This is a genomic window from Streptomyces sp. NPDC056128, assembly GCF_042263835.1.
GTDB lineage: Bacteria > Actinomycetota > Actinomycetes > Streptomycetales > Streptomycetaceae > Streptomyces.
Genome location: NZ_JBHJVQ010000002.1, coordinates 65,342 through 90,759, shown reverse-complemented (window position 1 = coordinate 90,759; position 25,418 = coordinate 65,342). Strand labels below are relative to the sequence as shown.

Sequence of the window (25,418 nt, the reverse complement as noted above, 5' to 3'; positions counted from 1 at the left end):
CGGTGCGGTGGGGCGGGTACTCTCCGGCACCATGAAGCTGGCGTTCTCCACCCTCGGTGTTCCCGGGCTGCCCCTGACCGATGTGCTGGGCCTCGCGACCGCGCACGGCTACCACGGTGTCGAGTTGCGCGCCCATCCGGAGGAACCGGTGCACCCGGGTCTGTCCCCGGACGAACGGGCGGCCGTGGCGGCCGAGTTCAAGGCGTCCGGCGTGGAACTGCTCGGTGTGGCCGGGTACGCGCGGGTGGCCGCGCCCGGTGACGACGAGCCGGTCCTCGCCGAGGTCCACGCCCTGCTCGAACTCGCCCGCGACCTGGGCGCCCCGTACATCCGCGTCTTCCCCGGCGGCGGCACCGAGCAGAGCGCCGAGGAGGCCGACGCGACGGCCGCCCGGCGGCTGGGCACGGCCGCCGAGTACGCCGCCGACCTCGGCGTCCGCATCCTCCTGGAGACCCACGACTCGCACCGCACGGGCGCCGACGCGATGCGCGTCCTCGGGCTGGTCGGGCACCTCCAGGTCGGCGCCCTGTGGGACGTGATGCACACCTGGCTGGGCGGCGAGCAGCCCTTCGAGTCGTACGCGGCCCTCTCCCCGCACCTCGGCTACGTCCAGGTCAAGGACATCGCCTCCGCCGAGGACACCACCCCGCTGGCGCTGGGCGCGGGCGTGCTGCCGCTCACCGAGGTGGTGGACGTCCTCTCCCGGCACGGCTGGGACGGCTGGCTGTGCTGGGAGTACGAGAAGCGGTGGTACGAGTCCGCCGCCCCGTTGCCCGAGCTGCTGGCGGCCGGCCGCGAGCACCTGACCCGGCTGCTCACCGACGCGGCGTGAGGGCGTCCGCCGCCGACCGGACCCGGCGCTCCAGCCGGTCCCGGCGCTCGGGCCACTCCGCCGCCGTGATCGAGTAGATCGCGGAGTCACGCAGCCGGCCCTCCTCGCCCGGCGCCCAGGAGCGGGACCAGTTGCGCAGGACGCCCTCGAGACGGGCGCCGGTCTTCTCGATCGCCGCCCGGGAACGGGCGTTGCGGGCGTCGGTCTTGAGGTCGACCCGGGACACCTGCCAGACCTCGAAGGCGTGGCGGAACAGGAGCAGCTTGGCCTCGGCGTTCGTACCGGTGCCCTGGGCGGAGGCGGCCAGCCAGGTGAAGCCGACCTCGATCGCGTCGAGGGCGTCGTCGGTGAGCCAGGAGCGGGGTTCCCAGTAGGCGGTGGCGCCGACCGCCCGCCCGGTGGCGAGGGAGATCTGCGCGTAGGGCGCCAGCCGCCCCGAGGCCGCGCGGGAGAGTTGGGCGTCGATGTAGCCGCCGACCTCGTCGGCCCTCGGCACCCACGTGTACGCGTAGCCGCCGCGGTCCTCCTCCGCCGCCACCGCGAGGTCGGCCGCGTGCCGGTGGCCCAGCGGCTCCAGTCGTACCAGCGTGCCTTCGAGGGTCGGGCCCTTCAGTGCGAACGTCACCGGACGGATTCTTCCGCCGGCGCGGGGGGCCGTCCAATGATTTGCGGGCGGGCCGACGCGATCACGTGCGGCGTCCGGTTGCGGGCGCGTCGGCCCGTGAGCGTCGTCAGCGCCACCCCGCCCACCAGCAGTGCCGCCGCGCACCAGCGCAGTGGCGTCACCGCCTCGCCGAGGAAGAGCGCCGCCGAGGACATCCCGAAGACCGGGACCAGGAGCGAGAAGGGCGCGACCGTCGACGCGGGGTGACGGCGCAGCAGCCAGCCCCAGGCGCCGAAGCCGAAGACGGTCGAGACCCAGGCCACGTAGAGGATCGTGCCCGCGCCCTGCCAGTCCAGGCCGCGCAGTGCCGCGAGGTCCGCGTCCGGGCCCTCCGTCAGCAGGGAGAGGGCCAGCAGCGGCAGCACCGGGACGGTGCACACCCACACCATGAAGTTCAGGGCGTCGGGCGGGGACGCCTTGCGGGTGAGGACGTTGGACAGTCCCCACGCGGCGGCCGCCCCGACGACCATCACGAAGGCGCCCAGCGGGCCGGACGCGCCCTCGTCGAACGCCGCCACACCGATGCCGGACAGCGCGACGAGCATGCCCGCCGCCTGGACGCGGGAGGGGCGTTCGCCCAGGACCGCGGCGGCGATCACCGCGGTGAACACCGCCTGGATCTGCAGGACCAGGGAGGACAGGCCGGCCGGCATGCCCGCGTCCATGCCCACGAAGACCAGGCCGAACTTGGCCACGCCCAGCACCAGCCCCACCGCCACGATCCACTTCCACGCGACCTTGGGCCGGCCCACCAGGAAGACGGCGGGCAGCGCGGCCGCCAGGAAGCGCAGGGCGGAGAAGAGCAGCGGCGGGAAGTGGTCGAGGCCGACCTCGATGACCGTGAAGTTCACGCCCCAGACGGCGGCGACGAGCACGGCGAGGAGGAGGTGGGAAGGTCGCATGCGTCGAGGATCGCGCCCCCGTACTGTGTAGCACCAGCGATGATTGCTGCATGGTTGGATGAAGCAGTACTAACTATTCGTCCTAGCTATTCAGTGCCGGGAGGGCGTCGTGCTCGATCTTCAGCGTCTGCGTGCCCTGCACGCCGTGTCCGTGCACGGCACGGTGGGCGCGGCCGCCGCCGCGCTCGGGTTCACGCCGTCCGCGGTGTCGCAGCAGATCGCCAAGTTGGAGCGGGAGACCAGGACCGTGCTCCTGGAACGGGAGGGACGCGGGGTCCGGCTCACCGACGAGGCGTGGCAGCTGGCCGCCACCGCCGTCGAGCTGCTGGCCCTGGTGGAGCGGGCGGAGACCCGGCTGGAGGAGCGGCGCGGGGTGCCGTCGGGGCGGCTGACCGTGGCCGCGTTCGCGTCGGCGGCGCGCGGTCTGCTGCCCTCCGTGCTGGCCGACCTGGCCGCCCGTCATCCGGCGCTCGACGCCCGGCTCACCGAGGTCGACCCGCATCTGTCCGTGGACCTGGTGGCGAAGGGCGCCGTCGACCTGGTGGTGGCGCACGACTGGGACATCGCCCCGCTGCCGGCCCCGACCGGGGTGGAGCAGGCGCCGATCGGCGAGGACCTGTGCGATCTGCTCGTGCCGGAGGGGCACCGCTTCGCCGGCCGGGCCGCCGTCCGGCGTGCGGAGCTGGGCGGGGAGCGGTGGATCTGCCAGCCGCCCGGCCGGGTCTGCCACGACTGGCTGATGCGGACCCTGCGGGGCGCCGGGCACGAGCCGGACATCGTCCACCAGGCGGACGAGAATCCGACGCTCGTCGCCCTGGTCGCGGCCGGGCTGGGCATCGCCCTGATCCCCCGGCTGGGGCGCGGTCCGCTGCCGGCCGGGGTGGTGGAGGTGCCGCTCGACCCGATGCCGGTACGGCGGCTGTACGCACTGTGGCGGGCGGGCGCGGCGCGCCGTCCGGCGATCGCGGAGACGGTACGCACGCTGCGGGCCCACTGGCCGGCGGCCTCGGCGCACACCGTCCCGTAGCCGGGCGTGCTCAGTCCCGGGCGCGGCGGATGTCGATGTTGCCGTGCCGGGTGCGGGCGCGGACCTCGACGGCCTCCTCGGTCTTCTCCGGGCTCCCGGACGAGGTGAGCGTGTTGCGCACCTGCCCCGAACGCGAGTTGACGTCGAGCCAGGCGGCCGTGCCCTCGGCGACGCCGACCTCGATGGCGCCGTAGCTGGTCTGCAACTGGACGGAGCCGCGGGTCACGCGCCCCACCCGCAGGGTGCCGTGGGCCGTGGTGGCGGTGACGGAGTCCTCGGCGCGGGCGACGTCGATGTCTCCGTTGGCGCCGTTGACCCGCAGCTCCCCGACGGCGGTGCCGACGGTCGTGGTGCCGTGCGAGTTCTTCAGGACGGCGGAGCCGTCGAGCAGGCCGACGCGCAGGCTGCCGGAGCTGGTGGCGATCTCCGCGCCGCCCTCGACGCGGTCCACGGTGATCGAGCCGTGGGACGCCGTCAGGTTGAGCGGGCCGGTGGCGTCGAAGCGGACGTCGCCGGACGAGACCTTCACGCGGACCTCGCCGAGCCGGCCCTCGCCGAGCACCTGGGTCCAGGCGCCGGTCAGGTCGATGCGCGAGCCCGCGGGCAGTTCGACGGTCACGTCGACGGTGCCGGAGCGGCCGAACAGGCCTGCCTTGGGGGTCCTGACGGTCAGTGCGCCGCCCGCGCAGGTGACCTCGGTCTGTTCCGCGGTGCGGCCGTCGATGTCCTTCTTCGCGTTGCGGGGCCGGACCTCGACGACGGTGTCGGTGCGGTCGCCCGCCGTGAACTGGATGGAACCGGCCTCCACATGCGCGGTGACCGAGATCGGTTCGGGAGTGTCGAAAGAAGGCATGGCTGTCCCGTCCTCATGAGTCGTTGGGCCGTCCCCGCTGGTGGGACGTGGTGTGGGTGAGGTGGAGCGGGCGTGCGGCGTGCGACTTCCTTAGCGCACCCAGCCCGTGAAGCTCTGTCCGACGTTCTGGGTGCGTTCCGTCGTGCGCGGGCGGTTGCCGCCCTCGACGGCGGCCGACACGGCCCGCACCAGCCAGGCGTTGACCGACAGGCCCTCGCGGCTCGCGGCCTCCTCGGCGCGCGACTTGAGGTGGGCGGGCAGGCGCAGGTTGACGCGGGCGGTGCCGCCCTCGTCGCCTTCGGCGGGTGCCTGCGGCCTGAGCGGTTCGACGGGTGCGGTCGGCTCGCCGAGGCCGCCGCCGTCGGTGGGCGGCACGGTCACGACGAAGTCGGGGTCCAGCCCCCGCAGCCGCAGGTCGACCGAGCCCGGGGCGAGTTCGCGGGTGATCTCGTCCATCGCCGCGGAGAGCACGTTGAGCATGGTCAGCCTGGTCGCCGACTCCAGTGGGGCGGTGAGCCGTTCGGCCAGTTCGCGGGCTTCTTCACCGCCGGCTTCGGCGGCCACCGCGAGTTCGCGGCGGAGGGTGTCGACATACGGCGTGAGGTCCATGACATCATCATGGCACCATGATGGCCCCATGCGCAAGCCGCACGGCGCCATCGCACCCGCCTGGGCGGCACATCGAACTCTGACCTGCAAGGATGCGACGACATCAACCCGGCCGGCCTAGGCGCCACACCTCGACGAGCGCCCACAGAAACCCGGAATGGCATCATCCGGCGCCACATGGCGCCATGTGGCACCACTCGGCGCCAAGCTCGGCAGCGCGCCGCCACCGGGACACCCACCGGAACCGGGAACCCGGCCCCCGCCTCCCCCGTCCAACCCGCACGCTGCCGGACGAGTCTCCGCGGCGCGGCGTCGGCCACCCTTCCGCCGAGCCGCGGCCGGCAGCCGTCGCCGTCGGCGTGCCCCCTCCCTAGCGCCGACGGCGGCCCCTTGCCCCTGACTCCCCCGGCCCCCGCGCGGCTTCGGGCTACTCCTGTGCGGTCCCTTGACTGGCAGAAACTTCCTGGATATTGGTGGCTCCTTGGCAGTTTCCTTCAGCAGCTCTCCAGCGATCCCCAGCGGATCACTCCGGAAGGAGCGCACGTGCACCACAGCAGCACGGCCGGCACGGGAAGCACCGCACACCCCTCCAGACGTACCGTCCTCACCGCCACCGCGGTCGTCACCGCGGCCCTGGCGGCCGGCGGCGGCACGGCGTACGCCCACCCGCACCGGCCCGACGACGCCAAGCTCCGCGCCCTGATCTCCCGCATGACGCTGGAGGAGAAGGTCGGCCAGCTCTTCGTCATGCGGGTCTACGGCCACTCCGCGACCGCCCCCGACCAGGCCGACATCGACGCCAACCTCAAGGAGATCGGCGTCCGCACCGCGGCCGAGCTGGTCGCCAAGTACCGGGTCGGCGGCGTCATCTACTTCGCCTGGGCGCACAACACCCGCGACCCGCACCAGATCGCCGACCTCTCCAACGGCATCCAGAAGGCGTCCCTGGAGATGCCGCGCGGCCTCCCGGTGCTGATCTCCACGGACCAGGAACACGGCATAGTGGCCCGCGTGGGCGAACCGGCGACCCTCTTCCCGGGCGCGATGGCCGTCGGCGCCGGCGGATCGCGGTCCGACGCCCGCACCCTCGGCCGGATCGCGGGCGCCGAACTGCACGCGATGGGCGTCCGCCAGGACTACTCCCCCGTCGCCGACGTGAACGTCAACCCGGCCAACCCCGTGATCGGCGTACGGTCCTTCGGCGCCGATCCGGAGGCGGTGGCGGAGATGGTGGCCGCCGAGGTGACGGGGTACCAGCGGTCCGGGGTCGCCGCGTGCGCCAAGCACTTCCCCGGGCACGGCGACACCGCCACCGACAGCCACACCGGCCTGCCGGAGATCACGCACACCCGCGAGGAGTGGGAGACGCTGGACGCGCCGCCCTTCCGCGCGGCGATCGACGCCGGCATCGACGCGATCATGACCGCGCACCTGGTGGTCCCGGCGCTCGACGACTCCGGCGACCCGGCCACCCTCTCGCGCCCCATCCTCACCGGCATCCTGCGCGAGGAACTGGGCTACGACGGGGTCGTGGTCACCGACTCGCTCGGCATGGAGGGCGTGCGGACCAAGTACGGCGACGAACGGGTGCCGGTGCTGGCGCTGAAGGCGGGCGTCGACCAGTTGCTCAACCCGCCGCACCTGGACCTCGCCTGGAACGCGGTCCTGACGGCCGTACGGGACGGCGAACTCACCGAGGCACGGCTCGACGAATCGATCCTGCGGGTGCTGCGGCTGAAGGCGAAGCTGGGGCTGTTCCGGGACGCCTACACCAGCCGCCGGGACGTCGACCGGACCGTCGGCACCCGGGGGCACCTGGCCGCCGCCGACCGGATCGCCGAGCGGACCACCACCCTGCTGGTCAACGAGGACCGGCTGCTGCCGCTGTCGCGGCGCGAGCATCGCAGCGTGCTCGTCGTGGGCGCCGACCCCGCCTCGCCGTCGGGCACGACCGGGCCGCCCACGGGGGTGCTCGCGGGCGCGCTGACGGAGCTGGGCTTCACGGCCACCGCCCTGTCCACCGGCACCGCCCCCTCCGCCGCCGTGATCGACGGCGCGGTCGCGGCCGCCGGGGACGCGGACGCGGTGGTGGTCGCGACGTACAACGTCACGGCGGCCAGCAGCCAGCGCACCCTGGTCACACGGCTGCTGGAGACCGGGAAACCGGTCGTCGCGGTCGCGATCCGCAACCCGTACGACGTGGCCCACCTCCCCGGCGTCCGTGCCCACCTGGCCGCCTACTCCTGGACCGACGTCGAGGTGCGGGCGGCGGCCCGGGTGATCGCCGGGCGGGTCCGGCCGCGCGGGAAGCTGCCGGTGCCGGTGGTCCGGGCGGACGATCCGGACACGGTGCTGTACCCCCTCGGGCACGGGCTGTCCTACCGGTCGTAGGGCGTAGCGCGGCCTACGTCACGCGCCGGGGGCGCTCCCGGCGACCGTGCCCGAAGCACCCCGCGCGTCTGGCGTGCGCCCGCTGCGGCGGGTCACGCTGGACCGGGGATCCAGGGGGACGGCGATGCGTGAGAGACGGGCCGCGGGAGTGCGGTGGGCGCTGCCGGTGCTGTGCGCCCTGCTGCTGACGGGCTGCCAGAGCCCGGCGGGCCCGGCCGGTGGGGACACCGGCGGCACGGCCTCCGGGGACGGGCGGTCCGGCGGGGCCACGGCGTCGCGGTCGGCGCCGGCCGCGGTGCCGACCTCCGGGTACGGGGCGGTGTTCCTGGCGGTCGACGAGTGCGGCTCGTTCGGCACGGTCAGTTCCACCGAGGTGCCGTGCGACAGCGAGCGGGCGGCGGCGCGGGTCGTGGCCCGGGAGGACGGCCGCGCGAGCGACGGGCCGCCGTGCCCCGCCACCACCGACTTCGTCCTGCACATCAGCGAGCAGCGTCCCTCCGCCGACGAGGACGGCGACGGCGTCGTGCCCCAGGGCTACGCCTGCATGCGCAATCTCCAGCCACCGCACCCCGGCGACCCGGGCGGCGGTGGCGGACCGCGCACCATCGTCGGCGACTGCGTCCACGACACCGGCGACGGCAAGGTCCGCGAGACCGCGTGCGACGGAACGGGTGCACGCGAGCCCCAGTTCAAGGTGGTCGAGGCGGTCGTCCACCGGGCCGACTGCCCCGCCTCGACCGGCCTGTACGTCCGCCTCGGCGGTGCCCGGCCGGTGGGCTGTGCCCGGCCCTTGTGAGCGGCCGGGCACAGTCACCGTGCTACGGGCGCAGCGCCGGCTCGCGCTCGACGTCCCGCTTGTCCAGCTTGGCGTCGAACGTGGCCAGCGGCTTGGCCGCCGACGGGTTCTCCTGGACCTTGTCGGAGGCGACGCCCGCCCAGTCGAGGATGCGGGCCGTGGCCTTCGCCTTCTGGTCGGGGACCAGACCGGCGACGTTGGCCCCGTGGTTCATGCCGGGCGCGGTGACCACGTAGGAGTCGCGCGCGCCGTGGCCGAGGCGGAAGGGCTCGGCGCCCCACGGGTCGTTCTCGCCGTACACGAACAGCATCTGCCGGGCGTTGTGCCTCACCCAGCGGTCGACGTCCCACATGGCCCACGGCTCGAACCGCATCGGGATCGACCGGGGCACGAAGTTGCGCGGCGGCTGGTAGCCGTAGCGGATGTACTTCTTCTCGATGTGCGGGAAGTGGATCGTCGGCGCGCCCAGCTGGGTGCCCGCCTGGTAGTAGTACGGCGTGTAGGTCTCCAGGCCCTGGTCCGTGTAGGCGGAGAAGCCGGAGATCGAGTCGACGGAGCCCCAGATCGCCTCGTCGGTGGCGTTCTTGGCGTCGGCCGGGATGTCGGCGCAGTCGTCGACGGTGCTGTACTGCCAGAAGCCCCAGACGTAGTCGAGGACGACGGCCTCGTAGGCGCGGTCCAGGCTGCCGATGGTGTCGAAGGTGTAGCCGTTCTCGGCCGCGTACGCCTCGTACTTCTTCTTGAGCGGCGCACGGCGCACCAGCGCCTCGCGCTGCACGCCGTTCAGCTTGTCGCGGCACTCCTCGGTGCCGACGCGGGCGAAGAAGCGGTCGTACGCCGAGTCCTCGCGATTGACCACGTCGTTGGGGGCAACGTAGGCGACGACGCCGTCCATGTCGCGCGGGTAGAAGCGCTCGTAGTAGGTGGCGGTCATGCCGCCCTTGGAGCCGCCGGTGGAGATCCAGTTCTTCTTGTAGAGCGGCTCGAGAGCCTTGAAGATGCGGTGCTGGTCGCTGGCCGCCTGCCAGATGTCCAGCTTGGACCAGTCGGCCGGCGCCGGCCGGGACGGGGTGAAGTAGCGGTACTCCATGGAGACCTGGTTGCCGTCCACGATCTGGGTCGGCTCGCGCCGGCTGGGGTTCGTGGAGACGTTGTAGCCGCCGGTGTAGAAGACCGTCGGGCGGTTCACGTCCTTGTGCAGGACGGTGATCCGCTGCTGGAACGTGCCCTTGGACGGACGCCGGTGGTCGACCGGCTGCGTGTAGTTGAGGACGAAGAAGCGGTAGCCGGTGTACGGCTTCTCCTCGATCAGGCTCATGCCCGGTATGGACAGCAGCCGGTCCTTGATGTCGACGGCCTTCGGCTCGGCGGCGGTGGCCGCCCCCGCCGTGCTGACGGTGCCTATGAGCACCACGAGCGCCAGCAGCCATCTGAGCGCCTTGCGCATGCACCCTCCCTGTGAAACGGATGTCCGCCGGAAGCTATCGGAGCAAGTCGCGCGCGCACCAGGGGAGATGAGGAAATGGCGGGCGGTGGCCGCCTCAGCAGAGGATCCAGCCGGAGCTGACCGAGCGGCCGGAGACCTTGCCGGTCACCCATACGCAGCGCTTCCCGGCGTGCACCGTCACGGGCCCCGCCCGGTAGGCGTACCGCCCCGAGTCCACCACCGCACGGCCCCCGCGCGCCCGCACACTGACGGACATCTGCCGCTTGGTGCCGGGCTTCTTGGGGACGGTGACGGCGCAGACGTAGCCGCCGCGCTTGTGGACGAGGACCGACCCCGTCGCGAACGGGAGTGTGCGTACCTTGCGGCCCGAGCACGCCGTGGCGGCATGGGCGTCCTGCGGCGTCGCCACGGCGAGCAGCCCGGCCGCCACGAGCAAGGCCGTGACGAGCGCCGGCCCGCGTCGTGTCCCAGCACCGGCTCGGCCCACTGTGGTCCCCTCCGTACGGCGGTCACTGACGTACGGATGTACGGACGCGTGCCGGGTGTCGAATGGTTGCGCGAGCGTCAGTGTGCCGCGCCGACCGGCTCCTCGGGCTCCGCCGCGCCGACGAAGGTCCGCCACAGCCGCGCGTACCGTCCGTCGAGCGCCAGCAGCTCGTCGTGCGTGCCGTCCTCGGCGACCCGCCCGCCGTCCATGACGACGACGCGGTCCGCGCGGGCGGCCGTGGTCAGCCGGTGGGCGACGACCAGCGTCGTCCGCCGGCCCGCTATCCGGTCGGTGGCCTGGTTGACCTGCGCCTCCGTGGCCAGGTCCAGCGCGGCCGTCGCCTCGTCGAGGAGCAGCACGTCCGGGTCGACCAGCTCGGCGCGGGCCAGCGCGATCAACTGCCGCTGCCCGGCGGAGAGGTTGCGGCCCCGCTCGGCGACCTCGTGGAGGTAGCCGCCGGTGAGCGTGGCGATCATCTCGTGCGCGCCGACCGCGCGCGCCGCCGCCTCCACGTCGGCGTCGGTGGCGTCCGGGCGGCCGTAGGCGATGGCGTCCCGCACGGTGCCCGGGAAGAGGTACGCCTCCTGCGGGACGACGCCCAGCCGGTGCCGGTAGGAGGTGAGGTCGAGGGCGCGCAGGTCCTGCCCGTCGACCGTGACCCGGCCGCCGGTCGGGTCGTAGAACCGGGCCACCAGCTTCACCAGGGTCGACTTGCCCGCGCCGGTCTCGCCGACGAAGGCGACGGTCTGTCCGGCGGGGATGCGCAGGTCGATGCCGGTGAGGGCCTCCTCCTCGGCGCCGTAGCGGAAGTGCACGTCCTCGAAGGCCAGCTCGCCGCGCAGGGACGTGACCTCGGCCGGCTTCTCCGCGGCCCGGGTGGAGGTCGGCTCGCGCAGCAGCTCCTGGATGCGGCCCAGCGAGACGGACGCCTGCTGGTAGCCGTCGAAGACCTGGGAGAGCTGCTGGACGGGCGCGAAGAACAGGTCGATGTAGAGCAGGTACGCCACCAGCGCGCCGGTGGTCAGCGTCGCGTCGTCGATCCGGCCGCCGCCCACGATCAGTACGGCCGCGGCGGCGCCCGAGGAGAGCAGCTGCACGAACGGGAAGTAGATCGAGATCAGCCACTGTCCCCGGATGCGGGCCTGCCGGTAGCCGTCGCTGCGCTCGGCGAACCGCCGCCCGCCGTCGCGCTCGCGCCGGAACGCCTGCACGATCCGCAGCCCCGCCACCGACTCCTGGAGGTCGGCGTTGACCGTGGAGACCCGCTCCCGGGCCAGTTCGTAGGCCTTCACGCTGGCCTTGCGGAAGAAGTACGTGGCGATGATCAGCGGCGGCAGCGTCGCGAAGACGACGAAGGCGAGCTGTACGTCGATGACCAGCAGGGCGACCAGGATGCCGAAGAAGGTGACGATCGAGACGAAGGCGGTGACGAGTCCCGTCTGCAGGAACGTCGACAGCGCGTCCACGTCGGTGGTCATCCGGGTCATGATCCGGCCGGTCAGCTCGCGCTCGTAGTAGTCGAGGCCGAGCCGCTGGAGCTGGGCGAAGATCTTCAGGCGGAGCGAGTACAGGATCCGCTCGCCCGTCCGGCCGGTCATGCGGATCTCGCCGGTCTGCGCCGTCCACTGGGCGAGCACCGCGACCAAGCCGAGCAGGGAGACCGCCCAGACCGCGCCGAGGGCGAGCTGGGTGACGCCCTCGTCGATGCCGTGCCGGATCAGCACCGGCAGCAGCAGGCCCATACCGGCGTCCACGGCCACGAGGGCGAGGCTGATCAGCAGGGGGGTGCGGAAGCCGCGCAGCAGGCGGCGCAGACCGTACGACTCCTCCGGCTGGACGGCCCGCGTCTCGTCGATGTCCGGGGTGCCGTCCGCCGGGGGCAGCGCGTCGACCTGGGCGAGCAGTTCGGGGGTGGCCGGGGTGCCGGCGAGGGCGGTGTCCTTCGGGGTGCGGTCGCCGGTCCACAGCCGTGGGGTGACGCCGCGCTCGGCGTCGAACTCGGCGTCCAGTTCCTCGCGGACGGAGGTGTCCTCCCGCGGTCCGGCGGCGGGGGTGTGCCCCGGGGAGACGCCGCCCAGCTCGTCGGGGTCGGTGAGCAGGCGGCGGTAGAGGGCGGAGCGCCGCTGGAGTTCCTCGTGGGTGCCGAGGTCGGCGAGGCGGCCGCGGTCGAGGACGGCGATGCGGTCGGCGAGGCCCAGGGTGGAGCGGCGGTGCGCGATGAGGAGCGTGGTGCGGCCCCGCATGACCTGCTTCAGCGCCTCGTGGATCTCGTGCTCCACGCGGGCGTCGACGGCGGAGGTGGCGTCGTCGAGGACGAGCAGCCGGGGGTCGGTGAGGATGGCGCGGGCGAGGGCGACGCGCTGGCGCTGGCCGCCGGAGAGGGTCAGGCCGTGCTCGCCGACGGTCGTGTCGTAGCCGTCGGGCAGCTCGCTGACGAACCCGTGCGCCTGCGCGGCCCGCGCGGCGGCCTCGATCTCCTCGTCGGTGGCGTCCGGACGGCCGTACGCGATGTTGGCGCGGACGGTGTCCGAGAAGAGGAACGAGTCCTCGGGCACCAGTCCGACGGCGGCCCGCAGCGAGTCGGTGGTCAGCTCGCGCACGTCGTGGCCGCCGACGAGGACGGCGCCGCGCGTGACGTCGTAGAAGCGCGGCAGGAGCAGCGACACCGTGGACTTGCCGGAACCGGAGGAGCCGACGACGGCGAGGGTCTCACCGGCGCGGATCTCGAAGGAGAGGCCGTCGAGGACGGGCCGTTCGGCGTCGTAGCCGAAGGACACGTCGTCGAACTCGACGGTCGCGGGCGCGTCGGCCGGCAGCGTCTTGGTGCCGTCCTCGATCGACGGCTCGGTGTCGATCAGCTCCAGGACGCGTTCGGTGCCGGCGCGGGCCTGCTGGCCGACAGTGAGGACCACGGCGAGCATCCGGACCGGGCCGACGAGCTGGGCGAGGTAGGTGGAGAAGGCCACGAAGGTGCCGAGCGTGATGTGCCCGCCCACCGCGAGCCAGCCGCCGAGGGCCAGCATGGCCACCTGGCCGAGCGCGGGGACCGCCTGGAGGGCCGGGGTGTACGCGGCGTTCAGCCTGATCGTCCGCAGCCGCCCGGCGAAGAGCTTGCGCCCGACCGCCCGGAGCTTCCCGGTCTCCTGGTCCTCCTGCCCGAAGCCCTTCACCACGCGGACGCCGCTCACCGAGCCGTCGACCACGCCCGCGACGGCGGCGGCCTGGGCCTGCGCGTACCAGGTGGCGGGGTGCAGGCGGCTGCGGCTGCGGCGGGCGATGAACCACAGCGCGGGGGCGACGGCGACGGCCACCAGCGTCAGCGGGGGCGACAGCCACGCCATGATGACCAGGGAGATCAGGAAGAGCAGGATGTTCCCGATGGTCATCGGGAGCATGAAGAGCAGGCCCTGGATCAGCTGGAGGTCGCTGGTCGCCCGCCCCACCACCTGGCCCGTGGACAGCTCGTCCTGCCGCCGCCCGTCGAGCCGGGTGATCGTCCCGTACATGTCGGTGCGCAGGTCGTGCTGGACGTCGAGGGCGAGCCGGCCGCCGTAGTAGCGCCGGATGTAGGTCAGGACGTAGACGACGGCCGCGGCGCCGACGAGGAGACCGGCCCAGACGGCCATGTCCCTGGTCTTGTCGCCGATCACGTCGTCGATGATCACCTTGGTGATCAGGGGGACGAGGGCCATGACGGCCATGCCGCCCAGTGAGGCACCGAGGGCGAGGACGACGTCCTTGGGGTAGCGCCAGGCGTATCCCGCCAGTCGTCGTGTCCATCCCCGTTGCGCGTCCACGCCGTGCCCTCCGGTCGGTCGTCCTGCTGCACCTGATCTACCGGAAGGCACCAACGCCCGCGAGCGGGGATTTCATCCCGTCGCAACACTTCGGGCCGGCCCGGACCGACGCGTCGGAGATTCTTGACGCGTCGGAATTCTCCGACGTATCGTGCGGTCATGCCTACGGACGTGTTCGGAGTGCTGGCCAACCCGGTGCGCCGCAGACTGCTCGAGCACCTGCGTGAAGGACCGCGTTCGACGGGTGAGCTGGCCGGGATGTTCGAGCTGGGAAGGCCCGCGGTGTCCGAGCACCTGGCGGTGCTGCGCACCGCCGGACTGGTGCGCGAGGAGCCGCGCGGCCGGCACCGCATCTACCACCTCGAGCCGGCCCGGCTGGCCGAGGTGAGCGAGTGGCTGCACCCGTTCGAGCACTACTGGACGCAGCGCCTGGACGCGCTGGCGGCCCTCCTGGACGAGGAAGAAGCGAGAAGAGAAGAAGAAGAGAAATGACCGAGAACAACAACACGATCACCTGCGAGAAGTTCCTGCCGCACCCCCCGGCGGCGGTGTGGAAGGCCCTCACCGACCCGGACCTGCACGCCCGCTGGTGGGCCGCCGGTGACGTCAAGCCCGTCGTCGGACACCGCTTCACCCTGGACATGGGCAACTTCGGCAGCCAGCCCTGCGAGGTGACCGAGGTGGACGACCAGCGCCTGCTGGCCTACCGATTCGCCGAGAGCACCCTCGACACCACCATCACCTGGACGCTCCGCCCGGAGGGCGAAGGCACCCGCCTCGTCCTCACCCACGCGGGCTTCGACCTCGACTCCCCGATGGGCCGACAGGCCTACGAGGGCATGGGCCACGGCTGGCCCCGCGTCCTGAACCGCCTCGACAGGGCCCTGGACGAGGCCGCCTGAGCCGTACCCGGCACGCAATCGCCACGTCGCGTACACCCGACCTCCAACATGTCCATGTCACGCTCGGTCTACCGTTCTCCTCAACACGCGTAGATCGGACACCCCACATGCTCGCGATACGCACCGGGCGCCGGAAGGCGGCCGCCCTCGCGGCCGCCGCCGCCCTCACCGGGCTCGCCGCCTCCTCCCTGACCGCGACCCCGGCCGGGGCGACCGCCCCGGCGGCCACGGCGGACTACGACGACACGTACTACAAGGACGCGATCGGCAAGACGGGCGACAGCCTCAAGTCCTCGCTCCACACGATCATCAGCGACCAGACCAAGCTCTCGTACTCGGCGGTCTGGGACGCGTTGAAGACGACCGACCAGGATCCGGCCGACAGCGGCAGCGTGATCCTGCTCTACTCGGGCCTCTCCCGCAGCAAGTCGTCGAACGGTGGCGACTCCGGCGACTGGAACCGCGAGCACGTGTGGGCCAAGTCCCACGGCGACTTCGGCACCGCGACCGGGCCGGGCACGGACATCCACCACCTGCGCCCCGAGGACGTCGGGGTCAACAGCGTGCGGGGCAACAAGGACTTCGACGACGGCGGCAGCGGCTTCACCGACAGCGGCGGCAGCCTCACCGACGCCGACTCCTTCGAGCCCCGCGACGCGGTCAAGGGCGACGTGGCCCGCATGATCTTCTACATGGCGGTCCGTTACGAGGGCGGCGAGGGCTTCGCCGACCTGGAGGTCAACGGCAGCGTCGACAACGGCAGCAACCCTTACATCGGCAAGCTGTCCGTGCTGAAGACGTGGAACGACGAGGACCCGCCGGACGCCTTCGAGGAGCGCCGCAACCAGGTCATCTACGACACCTACCAGCACAACCGCAACCCGTTCGTCGACCACCCGGAGTGGGTCGAGGCGATCTGGTAGGCGTTCCGCCGCCTCAGTCGAGGTGCGTCGGTGCGAACATCCGCAGGACGGCCGGGAGGACGACCACGGACGGTCCCGGTGCGGCCAGGGCCTTCGCGAGGTCGGCCTGCAGTGTCTCCGGCGACGTGCGCGTGCCCGGTACGCCGAACGACTCCGCGAGGGCCACGTAGTCCGGGCGGGTCAGTTCCGTGGCGGTCGGCCGGCCGAAGGCGTCGGTCATGTACTCGCGCAGGATGCCGTAGCCGCCGTCGTCGACGATCAGCCAGGTGACGTTCAGGTCGTACTGGCGGGCGGTGGCCAGTTCGGCGATGGAGTACAGGGCGCCGCCGTCGCCGGAGACCGCCAGCACCGGGTGGGTGGGGTCGGCGGCCGCGGCTCCCAGTGCCGCCGGGAAGCCGTAGCCGAGGCCGCCCGCGCCCTGGGCGGAGTGCATGGTGTTGGGCGCCTTGGCGTCGAAGGCCGACCACGCCCAGTAGGCCAGGATCGTCATGTCCCAGAAGGACGGGGCGCCGGGCGGGAGGGCCTTGCGAACGGAGGCCAGTACGTCCTGTTCCAGGGTGAGTTCCTGGGCGGCGATGCGCTCGCGGACCCGGTCGAGGACCGCGCGTACCCGCTCGGGGGCGGTGGGGTCGGTGCGCTCGTCCACCGTCTCCAGCAGGGCCTGGAGGGCGAGGCGGGCGTCGGCGTGGATGCCGAGGGCCGGGTGGTTGGACTCCAGCTTGCCGAGGTCGGCCTCGATCTGGACGACCCGGCCGCGCGGCTTGAACGTGTGGTAGTTCGAGGAGAGTTCGCCGAGGCCCGAGCCGACCACCAGGAGGACGTCGGCGTCCTCCAGGAAGTCCGTCGTGTGGCGGTCCTCCAGCCAGGACTGGAGGGACAGGGGGTGCGTCCACGGGAACGCGCCCTTGCCGCCGAAGGTCGTGACGACGGGGGCCGCGAGCCGCTCCGCGAGCTGCCTCAGCTTGCCCGAGGCGTCCGCGCGTACGACGCCGCCGCCCGCGATGATCACGGGGCGTTCCGCGCGGGACAGCAGGTCGGCCGCCACCGCCGTCAGTTCGGGGCGCGGGGGCAGTTCCTCGGGGAAGGTGTCGCCGCCGGTCACCACCGGGACCGGGGTCTCGGACAGGAGGACGTCCTGCGGGATCTCCACCCACACCGGTCCGTGCGGGACGGTCAGCGCGGACGTCCACGCCTCCGCGATCGCGGACGGGATCTGGGACTGGGTGCGGACCGTGTGGACGGACTTCACCACACCGCGGAACGAGGCCGCCTGGTCCGGGAGTTCGTGGAGGTAGCCGTGGCGGCCGCCGCCCAGGCCGGCCGTGGGGATCTGGCTGCTGATCGCGAGGACGGGGGCGGAGGCCGCCCGCGCCTCCTGGAGCGCGGCGAGGGAGGTGAGGGCTCCCGGGCCGGTCGACAGGAGCAGCGGGGCCGCCTCACCGGTGATCCGGCCGTACGCGTCGGCCGCGAAACCGGCGTTGTTCTCCACCCGCAGGCCGATGTAGCGCAGGTCGGAGCGGCGCAGCGCGTCGAACATGCCGAGGGCGTGCTGGCCGGGCAGGCCGAAGACGGTGGTCGCGCCGAGCCCGGCCAGGGTCTCCACGACCAGGTCTCCGCCGTTGCGGCCGGGGGGAGGGTTCAGCGCTGCCTCCGTCTGGGCGGCGGTCGGACGGAGTACCAGGTCGTGGTCGTGGGTCACTTGCTCTCGGTCTCCTGGTCCGTCGCGCGGGCCTGCGCGATCTGGCGGGACATGATCGTGGTGAGTTCGTACGCGGTGTGGGAGGCCGCGACGGAGGTGATCTCGGCGTGGTCGTAGGCGGGGGCCACCTCGACGACGTCGGCGGAGACCAGGTTGCAGGATGCCAGCCCGCGCAGGATCTCCAGCAGTTCGCGGGAGGTCATGCCGCCGGCCTCGGGGGTGCCGGTGCCGGGCGCGTGGGCGGGGTCGAGGCAGTCGATGTCGATGGAGATGTAGAGGGGGCGGTCGCCGATGCGCTGGCGGAGCTGGTCGGCGACCTCGTCGGCGCCGCGCCGGTAGACGTCGGCGGAGGTGACGATGCCGAAGCCCATCTTCTCGTCGTCGGTGAGGTCCTGCTTGCCGTACAGCGGGCCGCGGGTGCCCACGTGGGAGAGCGCGGACGTGTCGAGGACGCCCTCCTCCACCGCGCGCCGGAACGGCGTGCCGTGCGTGTACTCGGCGCCGAAGTAGGTGTCCCAGGTGTCCAGGTGGGCGTCGAAGTGGAGCAGGGCGACCGGGCCGTGCTTCTTCGCGACCGAGCGCAGCAGCGGCAGGGCGATGGTGTGGTCGCCGCCCAGCGTCATCAGGCGGGCGCCGGTGCCGAGGAGGTCGTCGGCGGCGGCCTCCACGGTCTCGACGGCCTCGTTGATGTTGAAGGGGTTGACCGCTATGTCGCCGCCGTCGGCGACCTGGGCGAGGGCGAAGGGGGAGGCGTCCTGCGCCGGGTTGTACGGGCGCAGCAGGCGGGAGGCCTCGCGGATGGCGTTGCCGCCGAACCGCGCGCCGGGCCGGTACGAGACGCCGGAGTCGAACGGCACGCCGACCACGGCGACGTCGGCGGAGGAGACCTCGTCCAGGCGGGGCAGCCGGGCGAAGGTCGCGGGTCCGGCGTAGCGCGGGATCCGGGAGGAGTCGACGGGGCCGCGGGGCGTCTCGTTGCTGCTCATGTACTGCCTTCCTTCTTACGCTTCGTCGCGTATGTACTACTGCCGTCCGACTCTACTGGTGTGCCGGGACCGGCGGTTCGGACGGGGATTCGGGGGACCGTCCGGCGAGGCGTTCGCGCCACGCGGCGAGGATCGCCTCGTCGGTGGGGCGGGTGGCCAGGGAGACGGCGACGTAGACGGCGAGGGAGGCCAGGAGGCCGTAGTAGATCGGCTCGTTGGCGAGGACGCCGTAGCCGGCCATCAGGCCGACGACGGTGACACCGCCGACCGCCACGGCGGCGAGGGCGCCGTGCGCCGTGCCGCGCTTCCACAGCAGGCCGCCGAGGATGGGGACGAGGAGGCCGCCGACGAGCAGGTTGTAGGCGACCGTGAGGGCCTCGACGACGTCGTTGAGGGCGATCGCGATGACGACGACCGCGACGCCCATCGCGAGGATGAAGGCGCGGTTCCCCTTCACCTCGTCGTGTTCGCCGTCCGTCTTGCGCATGACGCCGCGCAGCCGGGACCAGATGTCGTTGTTGGCGACGGTGGCGCAGGCGATGAGGGCGCCGGACGAGGTGGACATCACGGCGGCCAGGGCGGCGGCGAGCACCAGTCCGCGCACGCCCATGGGGAGTTCGTCCTTGACGATGGTGGCGAAGGCGTCGTCGGGGCTGGCGAGGTTCGGGTAGAGCACCTTGGCGGCGGTGCCGATGACGGCGCCGGCGACGGCGTAGACGAGGCAGTAGGTGCCGGCGATGGTGCCGCCCCACTTCGCGGTGCGGTCGCTGCCGGCGGTGAAGACGCGCTGCCAGATGTCCTGACCGATGAGCATGCCGAACGTGTAGATCAGGACATAGGTGAAGATGGTCTCGCCGCCGACGCCCAGCGGGTCGAAGTACTCGGTCGGCAGCTGGGCCTTCATCTCGCTGAAGCCGCCGGCCTTGACCACCGCGATGGGCAGCAGCAGGAGCAGCACGCCGATGGTCTTCACCACGAACTGCACCATGTCGGTGAGCGTGATGGACCACATGCCGCCGAGGGTGGAGTAGGCGACGACGATGGAGCCGCCGAGGATGATCGCGAGGGTGCGGTTCACGTCGAAGAGGACGTCGAAGATCGTGGCGTAGGCGATGGTCGAGGTGACCGCGAGCATCAGGGTGTACGCCCACATGACGACGCCGGAGATGACGCCCGCCTTGCCGCCGTAGCGCAGGTCGAGCATCTCGGAGACGGTGTAGACCTTCAGGCGGGCGATGCGGGCGGAGAAGAAGACGGACAGGGCGAGCAGGCCGAGGCCGATGGTGACGACCATCCAGGCGCCCGAGAAGCCGTACTGGTAGCCGAGGCCGACGCCGCCGATGGTGGAGGCGCCGCCGAGGACGATCGCCGCCATGGTCCCGGAGTACATCGCGGGGCCGAGCCGGCGCCCGGCGACGAGGAACTCGCTCTTGGACTTGGCACGGCGCATGCCCCACCAGCCCATGGCGAGCATGCCGGCGAGATAGACGACGATCACGATGTAGTCGACGGCCATGGGGGGAGCCCTCCTTCGCGCACTCGGTCCGGGTTGACACTAGGTGGCTGAAAAGCGACTGCGAAGTGTACGTTTCATCTATTCGGGATCGCTCGAATGGAGGAAACGTCCATCATGCAGGAGCCGGCCGCGCCACCCACGCCTCCCACTCCCCCGGTGTCACTGGCGGCACTGCTGTCGCGGGACGACCTGGGGCTGCGCCAGATCGCCGGGCCCGCGGCGGCGGACGTGCGGGTCCACTGGGCGCACACCTCGGAGATGTCGGACCCCTATCCGTACCTGCTGGGCGGCGAGCTGCTGCTCACGGCGGGGGTGCACGTCCCGGAGGGGGCGGGCTCGGGGAGCTACTTCGACGCCTACGTGTCGCGGATCGTCGCGGCGGGCGGCGCGGCGCTCGGCTTCGGGCTGGCGCCCGTGCACGACACCGTGCCCGGGGCGCTGGTCGCGGCCTGCGAGGCGCACGGGCTGCCGCTGGTGGAGGTGCCGCCGAGGACGACGTTCTCGGGCGTGGCCCGCGCGGTGTGGCAGCTGATGGCGCGGGCCCGGCTGGCCGAGCTGCGCCGGGTCTCCGAGGCGCAGCAGGGTCTGGCCGCGGCGGCCTCCCGTCCGGATCCGGTGCCGTCGGTCCTGCGCCGGCTGGCGGGGCGGCTCGACGGGCGGGCGGTGCTGTACGGGCCGGAGGGCACGGAGATCGCGGCGGCGGGGCGGGAGCCCGGGGGCGAGGTGCGGCGGGCGCTGGCGGAGCTGTCCCGGTTCGTCACCGGCCACACCTCCACCACCGCCACGGACACGGTGGCCGGCACCCGTCTCGCCGCGTACGCGCTCGGCACCGGGCAGGGCTTCGTCCTCGGGGTCGCCGCGCCGCACCGGGAATCCGGGGACCACACCATCGCGTCGGTCGCCGCCGTCCTGCTCTCCCTGCTCACCGGCGAGCACCAGAGCGGCACGGGCGCGGCCCGCTCCTCGGCACTCGTACGGCTGCTGCTGGGCGCCCGCCCCGAGGAGGCCGCGCCGCTCCTCGGCGGCGGGGGCGTCACCCACTGGCACGTCGTCCACGCCCGCCCGGACACCGGAACACCCGACCCGGTCTCCGCCTCCGCCCTGGGCACGGCCCTCGGCTCCCCCCTCGTCGACACGACCGAGGACGTCGTACGCGTACTCGTCCCGGCCTCCCAGGCACCCCCACCGGACGGCAGGGAAACGGGCGGCACACCGGTGACCTCTCCGACCGTGGCTTCCCGCAGCGGGGCCGAGGGCCTGGCGGGGGCGGGTCCGGGGGGTGGAGCCGGGGCGCACTCGGGAGCGAGCGCGCGAGCCGAAACCGGAGGAGGCCCGGGAGCCCCAGCCGGGGCGAGCGCGGGGACCGGAAGCGGGGCAGGCCCGCGGGCCGGAACCGGATCGAGCGCGGGAGCCGGTACCGGAGCAAGCCAGGTAGCCGGAGCCGGGGCAGGGCCGGGAGCCCCGGCCGGGGCCGCCCCGGGGGCCGGGAGCGGGGCCGGAGTGGGGCCGGTGGCGCAGGGTGGGTGGGTGATGGGGGTCAGTGCTGCCGTCGGTCCCGCCGAGTGGCCGGCCGGCGATGCGCAGGCGGCTCGGGCGCTGGCCCGGGCGCGGGCCACGCGGGTGCCGCTGGTCCGGCACGGCGCGCGGCCCGCGCTGGCCGACCTGGTGCCGGACGGCGAGGCCGAGGCGCACGCGCGTGCGCTGCTCGCGCCGGTCGCGGACGTCCCGGCGCTCACCGAGACGCTGCGCACCTGGCTCTCCCTGCACGGCAGCTGGGACCGCACCGCCGTCGCCCTGTCCGTGCACCGCAACACCGTCCGGCAGCGCATCGCCCGCTGCGCGGCCCTGCTGGACACCGACCTCGACGACCCGGACGTACGGATGGAACTCTGGTTCGCGCTGCGGAGGTGACCCGCGTCCCAGCGCGCGACATGCCGGAGACGCCGACTGGCGGCTGCCTCACAATGGGAGCCATGCCGATACCCGGGACACCCAGCCGCGCCGAACTCGCCGAGCACCTCGTCAGAACCCGTATCGCGGGCGACGTCGCCACGCCCCGCGAGAACAACCTCTCCCACTACCGGAAGCTGGCGAACGGCGACCGCAACTTCTGGCTCGGTCTGGAGCTGGGCGACCGCTGGACCGACGAGCAGGACGTGCTCGCGGTGATGGCGGAGCGGGTCGGCGTCAACGACGACCCGGAATACCGGTACGGCCAGGACACCATCGACCCCGAGCTGACCGTGGCCGCGCTGGAGCGGATGGCGGGGCGGCTGCGCAAGGCCGCCGACGGCGAGCAGCGGGTGCTGTTCGCCACCGGCCACCCGGGCGGCCTGCTCGACGTGCACCGCGCCACGGCCGACGCGCTGCGCACCGCCGGTTGCGAGATCGTCGTGATCCCTGAGGGGCTGACGACGGAGGAGGGATACGTACAGCAGTTCGCGGACGTGGCCGTGCTGGAGCACGGTGCCTCGCTGTGGCACACCCACTCCGGCGAGCCGATGAAGGCGATCCTCGCCGGCCTGGAGCGCGCGGGCCGCCCGCTGCCCGACCTGGTCGTCGCCGACCACGGCTGGGCCGGCTGTGCCGCCCAGCACGGCGTCGACTCCGTCGGCTACGCGGACTGCAACGACCCGGCCCTCTTCCTCGCCGAGTCCGAGGGCACCCTCCAGGTCGCGGTGCCGCTGGACGACCACGTGGTCAGCCCGCGCTACTACGACCCGATGACGGCCTACCTGCTGACGGAGGCGGGGCTGAAGTAGCCCCCCGCGGGCCCTCAGCGCTCGCGGGGGACCCGCACCACACCCTCCTGGATGACCGAGATCGCGAGCCGCCCGTCCTGGGTGTGGATCCGGGCCTGCCCCAGTCCCCGGCCGCCGGACGCGGACGGGGACTGCTGGTCGTACAGCAGCCACTCGTCGGCGCGGAACGGCCGGTGGAACCACATGGCGTGGTCCAGCGAGGCACCGACCACGTCCCCGACGGCCCAGCCGCCGCGCCCGTGCGCGAGCAGCACCGAGTCGAGGAGCGTCATGTCGGAGACGTACGTGGCGAGCACGACGTGCAGGAGGGGGTCGTCCGCGAGTTTGCCGTTGGTGCGGAACCACACCTGGGAGTGCGGGTCGCGCGGGGTGCCGAAGTCACCGAACGGCGGGTCGTCGACGTAGCGCAGGTCGACGGCGGCGCGGGCCTCCAGGAACCGCTCGACGGTGTCGGCGGGCAGGTGCGGGTAGCTCCGCAGCCGCTCCTCGCCGGTGGGCAGCGTCGCCGGGTCCGGGGCTGACGGCATGGGGGCCTGGTGGTCCAGGCCCTCCTCGTACGTCTGGAAGGACGCCGACAGGCCGAAGATCGGCTTGCCGTGCTGGACGGCGACCACCCGGCGGGTGGTGAAGGAGCGGCCGTCGCGCAGCCGGTCGACGTTGTAGACGATGGGGGCGCCGGGATCGCCGGGGCGCAGGAAGTACGCGTGCAGGGAGTGCGCGTGCCGGTCCTCGGGGACCGTGCGTCCGGCGGCGACCAGCGCCTGGGCGGCCACCTGCCCGCCGAAGACCCGGGGGACGACGGCGGAGCGGGAGTGGCCGCGGTAGATGTCCTCCTCGATCCGCTCGAGGTCGAGCAGGTCGAGGAGGGACTGGAGTGCTTCGCTCATGCCCCGAGGGTCACAGGCCCATGTTCTTCGCGATGATCATCTTCATGACCTCGCTGGTGCCGCCGTAGATGCGGTTGACGCGGTTGTCCGCGTACAGGCGGGCGATCGGGTACTCGTTCATGTAGCCGTAGCCGCCGTGCAGCTGGAGGCAGCGGTCGATGACGCGGTGGGCGACCTCGGTGCAGAACAGCTTGGCGCTGGCGGCCTCGGCGGGGGTCAGCTCACCGGCGTCCAGCGCCTCGGTGGCGCGGTCGGCGACGGCCTCGGCGGCGTCCACCTCGGCCTGGCAGGCGGCCAGCTCGAACTTGGTGTTCTGGAAGTGGGCGACCGGCTTGCCGAAGACGGTGCGGTCCTGCACGTACTGCTTGGCGAACCGGACGGCGGCGGCGGCCTGGGCGTAGGCGCCGAAGGCGATGCCCCAGCGCTCGGAGGCCAGGTTGTGGCCGAGGTAGGAGAAGCCCTTGTTCTCCTCGCCGAGCAGGTCCTCGACGGGGACCTTGACGTCGACGAAGGCCAGCTCGGCGGTGTCGGAGGTGCGCAGGCCGAGCTTGTCCAGCTTGCGGCCGACCGAGTAGCCCTCGGACTTGGTGTCCACGGCGAAGAGCGAGATGCCGTGGCGGCGGTCCTCGGCGGTGGGCGCGGCGGTGCGGGCGCAGACGATGACCTTGTCGGCGTGCACGCCGCCGGTGATGAAGGTCTTGGCGCCGTTGAGGACGTAGTGGGTGCCGTCCTCGGAGAGCTTGGCGGTGGACTTCATGCCCGCGAGGTCGGAGCCGGTGCCGGGCTCCGTCATGGCGATGGCCCACATCTCCTCGCCGCTGACGAACTTCGGCAGGAAGCGCTTCTTCTGCTCGTCGGTGGCCAGCATCTTGATGTAGGGCAGGGCGAGCAGCACGTGCACGCCGGAGCCGCCGAACTGGACGCCCGCGCGGGCGGTCTCCTCGTAGAGGACGGCCTCGAACTTGTGGCTGTCCATACCGGCGCCGCCGAACTCCTCGGGCACGTTGATGCCGAAGATGCCCAGGTCGCCGAGCTTGTAGTAGAAGTCGCGCGGCGCCTGGCCGGCGGCGAACCACTCGTCGTAGACGGGGACGACCTCGGCCTCGATGAAGGCGCGGATGGTCTCCCGGAACGCCTCGTGGTCCTCGTTGAACACCGTACGGCGCACCGCGCCACCTCCAGGGTACGTATCTAAGCGCTTGCTCAGACTTCACCGTACCGGCGGGTAGGGAGGGGCGTCCAGAGTGGGCCGTGGGTAACCCTCGTCACTCCCCCACCGCCGCGAACGCCCCCCGGGCCATCCGGTGCAGCAGTTCCGACGTGACCGTGCGGCCGGGGAGGGCGCCGGGGCGGCCCAGGTGGGGGGTGGAGTTCAGGAGGCCGAAGACCGAGTGGACGGCCGAGCGGGCGCTCGGTTCCGTGACCGTGGGGTAGACCTCGCGGAGCACGCCGACCCACAGCTCGACGTACTGCCGCTGGAGCTGGCGCACCATCTTGCGGTCGGCGTCCCGGAGGCGGTCCAGCTCGCGGTCGTGCAGGGTGATGAGCGGGCGGTCGTCGAGCGCGAAGTCGATGTGACCCTCGATGAGCGAGTCGAGGACCGCCTCCGCACCCAGACCGGAGCCGTCCACCCTCTCGGCCTCCGCCAGCCGACGCTTCGCCCCCGTCAGCAGCTGTCCGCTGATCCCGACCAGCAGCTCCGCGAGCATCGCGTCCTTGCCGGCGAAGTGCCGGTACAGACCGGGGCCGCTGATGCCGACCGCGGCGCCTATCTCGTCGACGCCGACACCGTGGAAACCGCGCTCGGCGAAGAGCCGGGCGGCCTCCTTGAGGATCTGCTCGCGGCGGGTGGGGGCGTCGGTTCTGGTGGCCATGGGAGCAATTCTAGACAGGGAGGTTAGCGGTCGTTAACCTGAGGGAAACGCGTTAACGCTCATT

Annotated in this window: 22 protein-coding genes; 9 read left to right on the top strand and 13 right to left on the bottom strand. The window is 72.7% G+C overall.

Translation table 11 applies throughout. The features are described 5' to 3' along the window. Window positions 1–31: 31 nt before the first annotated feature. Complete coding sequence (locus tag ACFC1X_RS04355) at window positions 32–832, top strand: sugar phosphate isomerase/epimerase family protein (RefSeq protein WP_376349750.1); 801 nt, start codon at window positions 32–34, stop codon at window positions 830–832. Here the strand turns inward: ACFC1X_RS04355 and ACFC1X_RS04350 are convergent. Together ACFC1X_RS04350 and ACFC1X_RS04345 are read right to left on the bottom strand one after the other, a co-directional pair. Beyond that, window positions 816–1,457, bottom strand: coding sequence for a GNAT family N-acetyltransferase (locus ACFC1X_RS04350; RefSeq protein ID WP_376348678.1), 642 nt, complete (start codon window positions 1,455–1,457; stop codon window positions 816–818). The two genes, ACFC1X_RS04355 and ACFC1X_RS04350, sit on opposite strands and share 17 nt — an antisense overlap. Beyond that, a complete protein-coding gene (locus ACFC1X_RS04345) occupies window positions 1,454–2,398 on the bottom strand; it encodes an EamA family transporter (protein WP_376348677.1) in 945 nt (314 codons plus the stop codon). Before ACFC1X_RS04345 ends, ACFC1X_RS04350 begins: the two co-directional genes overlap by 4 nt. 109 nt (window positions 2,399–2,507) lie before the next feature. Here ACFC1X_RS04345 and ACFC1X_RS04340 point away from each other — a divergent pair, with 109 nt between their 5' ends. After that, on the top strand, window positions 2,508–3,425 hold the full coding sequence (locus ACFC1X_RS04340) for a LysR family transcriptional regulator (RefSeq protein ID WP_376348675.1): 918 nt from the start codon (window positions 2,508–2,510) through the stop codon (window positions 3,423–3,425). Window positions 3,426–3,435: 10 nt separating this feature from the next. On the opposite strand, the gene ACFC1X_RS04335 is transcribed toward ACFC1X_RS04340, so the two are convergent. Both ACFC1X_RS04335 and ACFC1X_RS04330 read right to left on the bottom strand, forming a co-directional pair. Further along, a complete protein-coding gene (locus ACFC1X_RS04335) occupies window positions 3,436–4,278 on the bottom strand; it encodes a DUF4097 domain-containing protein (protein WP_376348673.1) in 843 nt (280 codons plus the stop codon). A 90-nt stretch (window positions 4,279–4,368) separates the two neighbouring features. After that, window positions 4,369–4,887, bottom strand: coding sequence for a hypothetical protein (locus ACFC1X_RS04330; protein ID WP_376348671.1), 519 nt, complete (start codon window positions 4,885–4,887; stop codon window positions 4,369–4,371). 543 nt (window positions 4,888–5,430) lie between these two features. Between ACFC1X_RS04330 and ACFC1X_RS04325 the strand changes: the two genes are divergently transcribed. Together ACFC1X_RS04325 and ACFC1X_RS04320 are read left to right on the top strand one after the other, a co-directional pair. Continuing rightward, complete coding sequence (locus ACFC1X_RS04325; protein WP_376348669.1) at window positions 5,431–7,278, top strand: glycoside hydrolase family 3 protein; 1,848 nt, start codon at window positions 5,431–5,433, stop codon at window positions 7,276–7,278. 124 nt (window positions 7,279–7,402) lie between these two features. Further along, the gene (locus ACFC1X_RS04320; RefSeq protein ID WP_376348667.1) at window positions 7,403–8,074 is read left to right on the top strand and encodes a hypothetical protein; all 672 of its coding nucleotides are present in this window, start codon (window positions 7,403–7,405) and stop codon (window positions 8,072–8,074) included. A 22-nt stretch (window positions 8,075–8,096) separates the two neighbouring features. On the opposite strand, the gene ACFC1X_RS04315 is transcribed toward ACFC1X_RS04320, so the two are convergent. The 3 genes from ACFC1X_RS04315 to ACFC1X_RS04305 all read right to left on the bottom strand — a co-directional run bounded on the left by ACFC1X_RS04315 (window position 8,097) and on the right by ACFC1X_RS04305 (window position 13,805). Next, the gene (locus ACFC1X_RS04315; protein ID WP_376348665.1) at window positions 8,097–9,521 is read right to left on the bottom strand and encodes a S28 family serine protease; all 1,425 of its coding nucleotides are present in this window, start codon (window positions 9,519–9,521) and stop codon (window positions 8,097–8,099) included. A 94-nt stretch (window positions 9,522–9,615) separates the two neighbouring features. After that, entirely contained in the window at window positions 9,616–10,008 is a 393-nt protein-coding gene (locus ACFC1X_RS04310) for a hypothetical protein (protein WP_376348663.1), read from the bottom strand. Window positions 10,009–10,085: 77 nt separating this feature from the next. Then, complete coding sequence (locus ACFC1X_RS04305) at window positions 10,086–13,805, bottom strand: ABC transporter ATP-binding protein (RefSeq protein WP_376348661.1); 3,720 nt, start codon at window positions 13,803–13,805, stop codon at window positions 10,086–10,088. 159 nt (window positions 13,806–13,964) lie between these two features. Here ACFC1X_RS04305 and ACFC1X_RS04300 point away from each other — a divergent pair, with 159 nt between their 5' ends. From ACFC1X_RS04300 to ACFC1X_RS04290, 3 genes are all read left to right on the top strand, one after another. After that, window positions 13,965–14,297 carry an ArsR/SmtB family transcription factor gene (locus tag ACFC1X_RS04300; protein WP_376348659.1) on the top strand — a complete coding sequence of 111 codons (333 nt, stop codon included), beginning with the start codon at window positions 13,965–13,967 and terminating at the stop codon, window positions 14,295–14,297. Further along, on the top strand, window positions 14,294–14,707 hold the full coding sequence (locus tag ACFC1X_RS04295; protein ID WP_376348658.1) for an SRPBCC domain-containing protein: 414 nt from the start codon (window positions 14,294–14,296) through the stop codon (window positions 14,705–14,707). Before ACFC1X_RS04300 ends, ACFC1X_RS04295 begins: the two co-directional genes overlap by 4 nt. 107 nt (window positions 14,708–14,814) lie before the next feature. Continuing rightward, window positions 14,815–15,630 carry an endonuclease I family protein gene (locus ACFC1X_RS04290; RefSeq protein WP_376348656.1) on the top strand — a complete coding sequence of 272 codons (816 nt, stop codon included), beginning with the start codon at window positions 14,815–14,817 and terminating at the stop codon, window positions 15,628–15,630. 13 nt (window positions 15,631–15,643) lie between these two features. On the opposite strand, the gene ACFC1X_RS04285 is transcribed toward ACFC1X_RS04290, so the two are convergent. The 3 genes from ACFC1X_RS04285 to ACFC1X_RS04275 are packed head-to-tail and all read right to left on the bottom strand — an operon-like array spanning window position 15,644 to window position 19,831. Then, complete coding sequence (locus tag ACFC1X_RS04285; protein ID WP_376348654.1) at window positions 15,644–17,329, bottom strand: thiamine pyrophosphate-binding protein; 1,686 nt, start codon at window positions 17,327–17,329, stop codon at window positions 15,644–15,646. Continuing rightward, window positions 17,326–18,315: an agmatinase gene (speB, locus tag ACFC1X_RS04280; RefSeq protein ID WP_376348653.1), complete on the bottom strand. Its 990-nt coding sequence runs from the start codon at window positions 18,313–18,315 to the stop codon at window positions 17,326–17,328. Before speB ends, ACFC1X_RS04285 begins: the two co-directional genes overlap by 4 nt. Window positions 18,316–18,367: 52 nt before the next feature. Continuing rightward, window positions 18,368–19,831 (bottom strand): sodium:solute symporter, encoded by a 1,464-nt coding sequence (locus ACFC1X_RS04275; protein ID WP_376348652.1) that lies wholly within the window; start codon window positions 19,829–19,831, stop codon window positions 18,368–18,370. 114 nt (window positions 19,832–19,945) lie between these two features. Here ACFC1X_RS04275 and ACFC1X_RS04270 point away from each other — a divergent pair, with 114 nt between their 5' ends. Continuing rightward, a complete protein-coding gene (locus ACFC1X_RS04270; protein ID WP_376348650.1) occupies window positions 19,946–21,742 on the top strand; it encodes a PucR family transcriptional regulator ligand-binding domain-containing protein in 1,797 nt (598 codons plus the stop codon). Between the two features lie 62 nt (window positions 21,743–21,804). Continuing rightward, window positions 21,805–22,593 (top strand): phosphatase, encoded by a 789-nt coding sequence (locus tag ACFC1X_RS04265; RefSeq protein ID WP_376348648.1) that lies wholly within the window; start codon window positions 21,805–21,807, stop codon window positions 22,591–22,593. Between the two features lie 14 nt (window positions 22,594–22,607). On the opposite strand, the gene ACFC1X_RS04260 is transcribed toward ACFC1X_RS04265, so the two are convergent. The 3 genes from ACFC1X_RS04260 to ACFC1X_RS04250 form a co-directional block, all read right to left on the bottom strand. Beyond that, window positions 22,608–23,480 carry an acyl-CoA thioesterase gene (locus ACFC1X_RS04260; protein WP_376348647.1) on the bottom strand — a complete coding sequence of 291 codons (873 nt, stop codon included), beginning with the start codon at window positions 23,478–23,480 and terminating at the stop codon, window positions 22,608–22,610. A gap of 10 nt (window positions 23,481–23,490) precedes the next feature. After that, window positions 23,491–24,648 carry an acyl-CoA dehydrogenase family protein gene (locus ACFC1X_RS04255; protein ID WP_376348646.1) on the bottom strand — a complete coding sequence of 386 codons (1,158 nt, stop codon included), beginning with the start codon at window positions 24,646–24,648 and terminating at the stop codon, window positions 23,491–23,493. Window positions 24,649–24,745: 97 nt separating this feature from the next. Next, on the bottom strand, window positions 24,746–25,354 hold the full coding sequence (locus ACFC1X_RS04250) for a TetR/AcrR family transcriptional regulator (RefSeq protein WP_376348644.1): 609 nt from the start codon (window positions 25,352–25,354) through the stop codon (window positions 24,746–24,748). Window positions 25,355–25,418: the final 64 nt, after the last annotated feature.

Bases quoted from the DNA above. Each gene is read 5' to 3' on its own strand.
- ACFC1X_RS04355 (WP_376349750.1), top strand. From the start codon at position 32: ATGAAGCTGGCGTTCTCCACCCTCGGTGTTCCCGGGCTGCCCCTGACC.
- ACFC1X_RS04345 (WP_376348677.1), bottom strand. From the start codon at position 2,398: ATGCGACCTTCCCACCTCCTCCTCGCCGTGCTCGTCGCCGCCGTCTGG.
- ACFC1X_RS04335 (WP_376348673.1), bottom strand. From the start codon at position 4,278: ATGCCTTCTTTCGACACTCCCGAACCGATCTCGGTCACCGCGCATGTG.
- ACFC1X_RS04330 (WP_376348671.1), bottom strand. From the start codon at position 4,887: ATGGACCTCACGCCGTATGTCGACACCCTCCGCCGCGAACTCGCGGTG.
- ACFC1X_RS04320 (WP_376348667.1), top strand. From the start codon at position 7,403: ATGCGTGAGAGACGGGCCGCGGGAGTGCGGTGGGCGCTGCCGGTGCTG.
- ACFC1X_RS04315 (WP_376348665.1), bottom strand. From the start codon at position 9,521: ATGCGCAAGGCGCTCAGATGGCTGCTGGCGCTCGTGGTGCTCATAGGC.
- ACFC1X_RS04300 (WP_376348659.1), top strand. From the start codon at position 13,965: ATGCCTACGGACGTGTTCGGAGTGCTGGCCAACCCGGTGCGCCGCAGA.
- ACFC1X_RS04295 (WP_376348658.1), top strand. From the start codon at position 14,294: ATGACCGAGAACAACAACACGATCACCTGCGAGAAGTTCCTGCCGCAC.
- ACFC1X_RS04290 (WP_376348656.1), top strand. From the start codon at position 14,815: ATGCTCGCGATACGCACCGGGCGCCGGAAGGCGGCCGCCCTCGCGGCC.
- speB (WP_376348653.1), bottom strand. From the start codon at position 18,315: ATGAGCAGCAACGAGACGCCCCGCGGCCCCGTCGACTCCTCCCGGATC.
- ACFC1X_RS04275 (WP_376348652.1), bottom strand. From the start codon at position 19,831: ATGGCCGTCGACTACATCGTGATCGTCGTCTATCTCGCCGGCATGCTC.
- ACFC1X_RS04270 (WP_376348650.1), top strand. From the start codon at position 19,946: ATGCAGGAGCCGGCCGCGCCACCCACGCCTCCCACTCCCCCGGTGTCA.
- ACFC1X_RS04265 (WP_376348648.1), top strand. From the start codon at position 21,805: ATGCCGATACCCGGGACACCCAGCCGCGCCGAACTCGCCGAGCACCTC.
- ACFC1X_RS04260 (WP_376348647.1), bottom strand. From the start codon at position 23,480: ATGAGCGAAGCACTCCAGTCCCTCCTCGACCTGCTCGACCTCGAGCGG.
- ACFC1X_RS04250 (WP_376348644.1), bottom strand. From the start codon at position 25,354: ATGGCCACCAGAACCGACGCCCCCACCCGCCGCGAGCAGATCCTCAAG.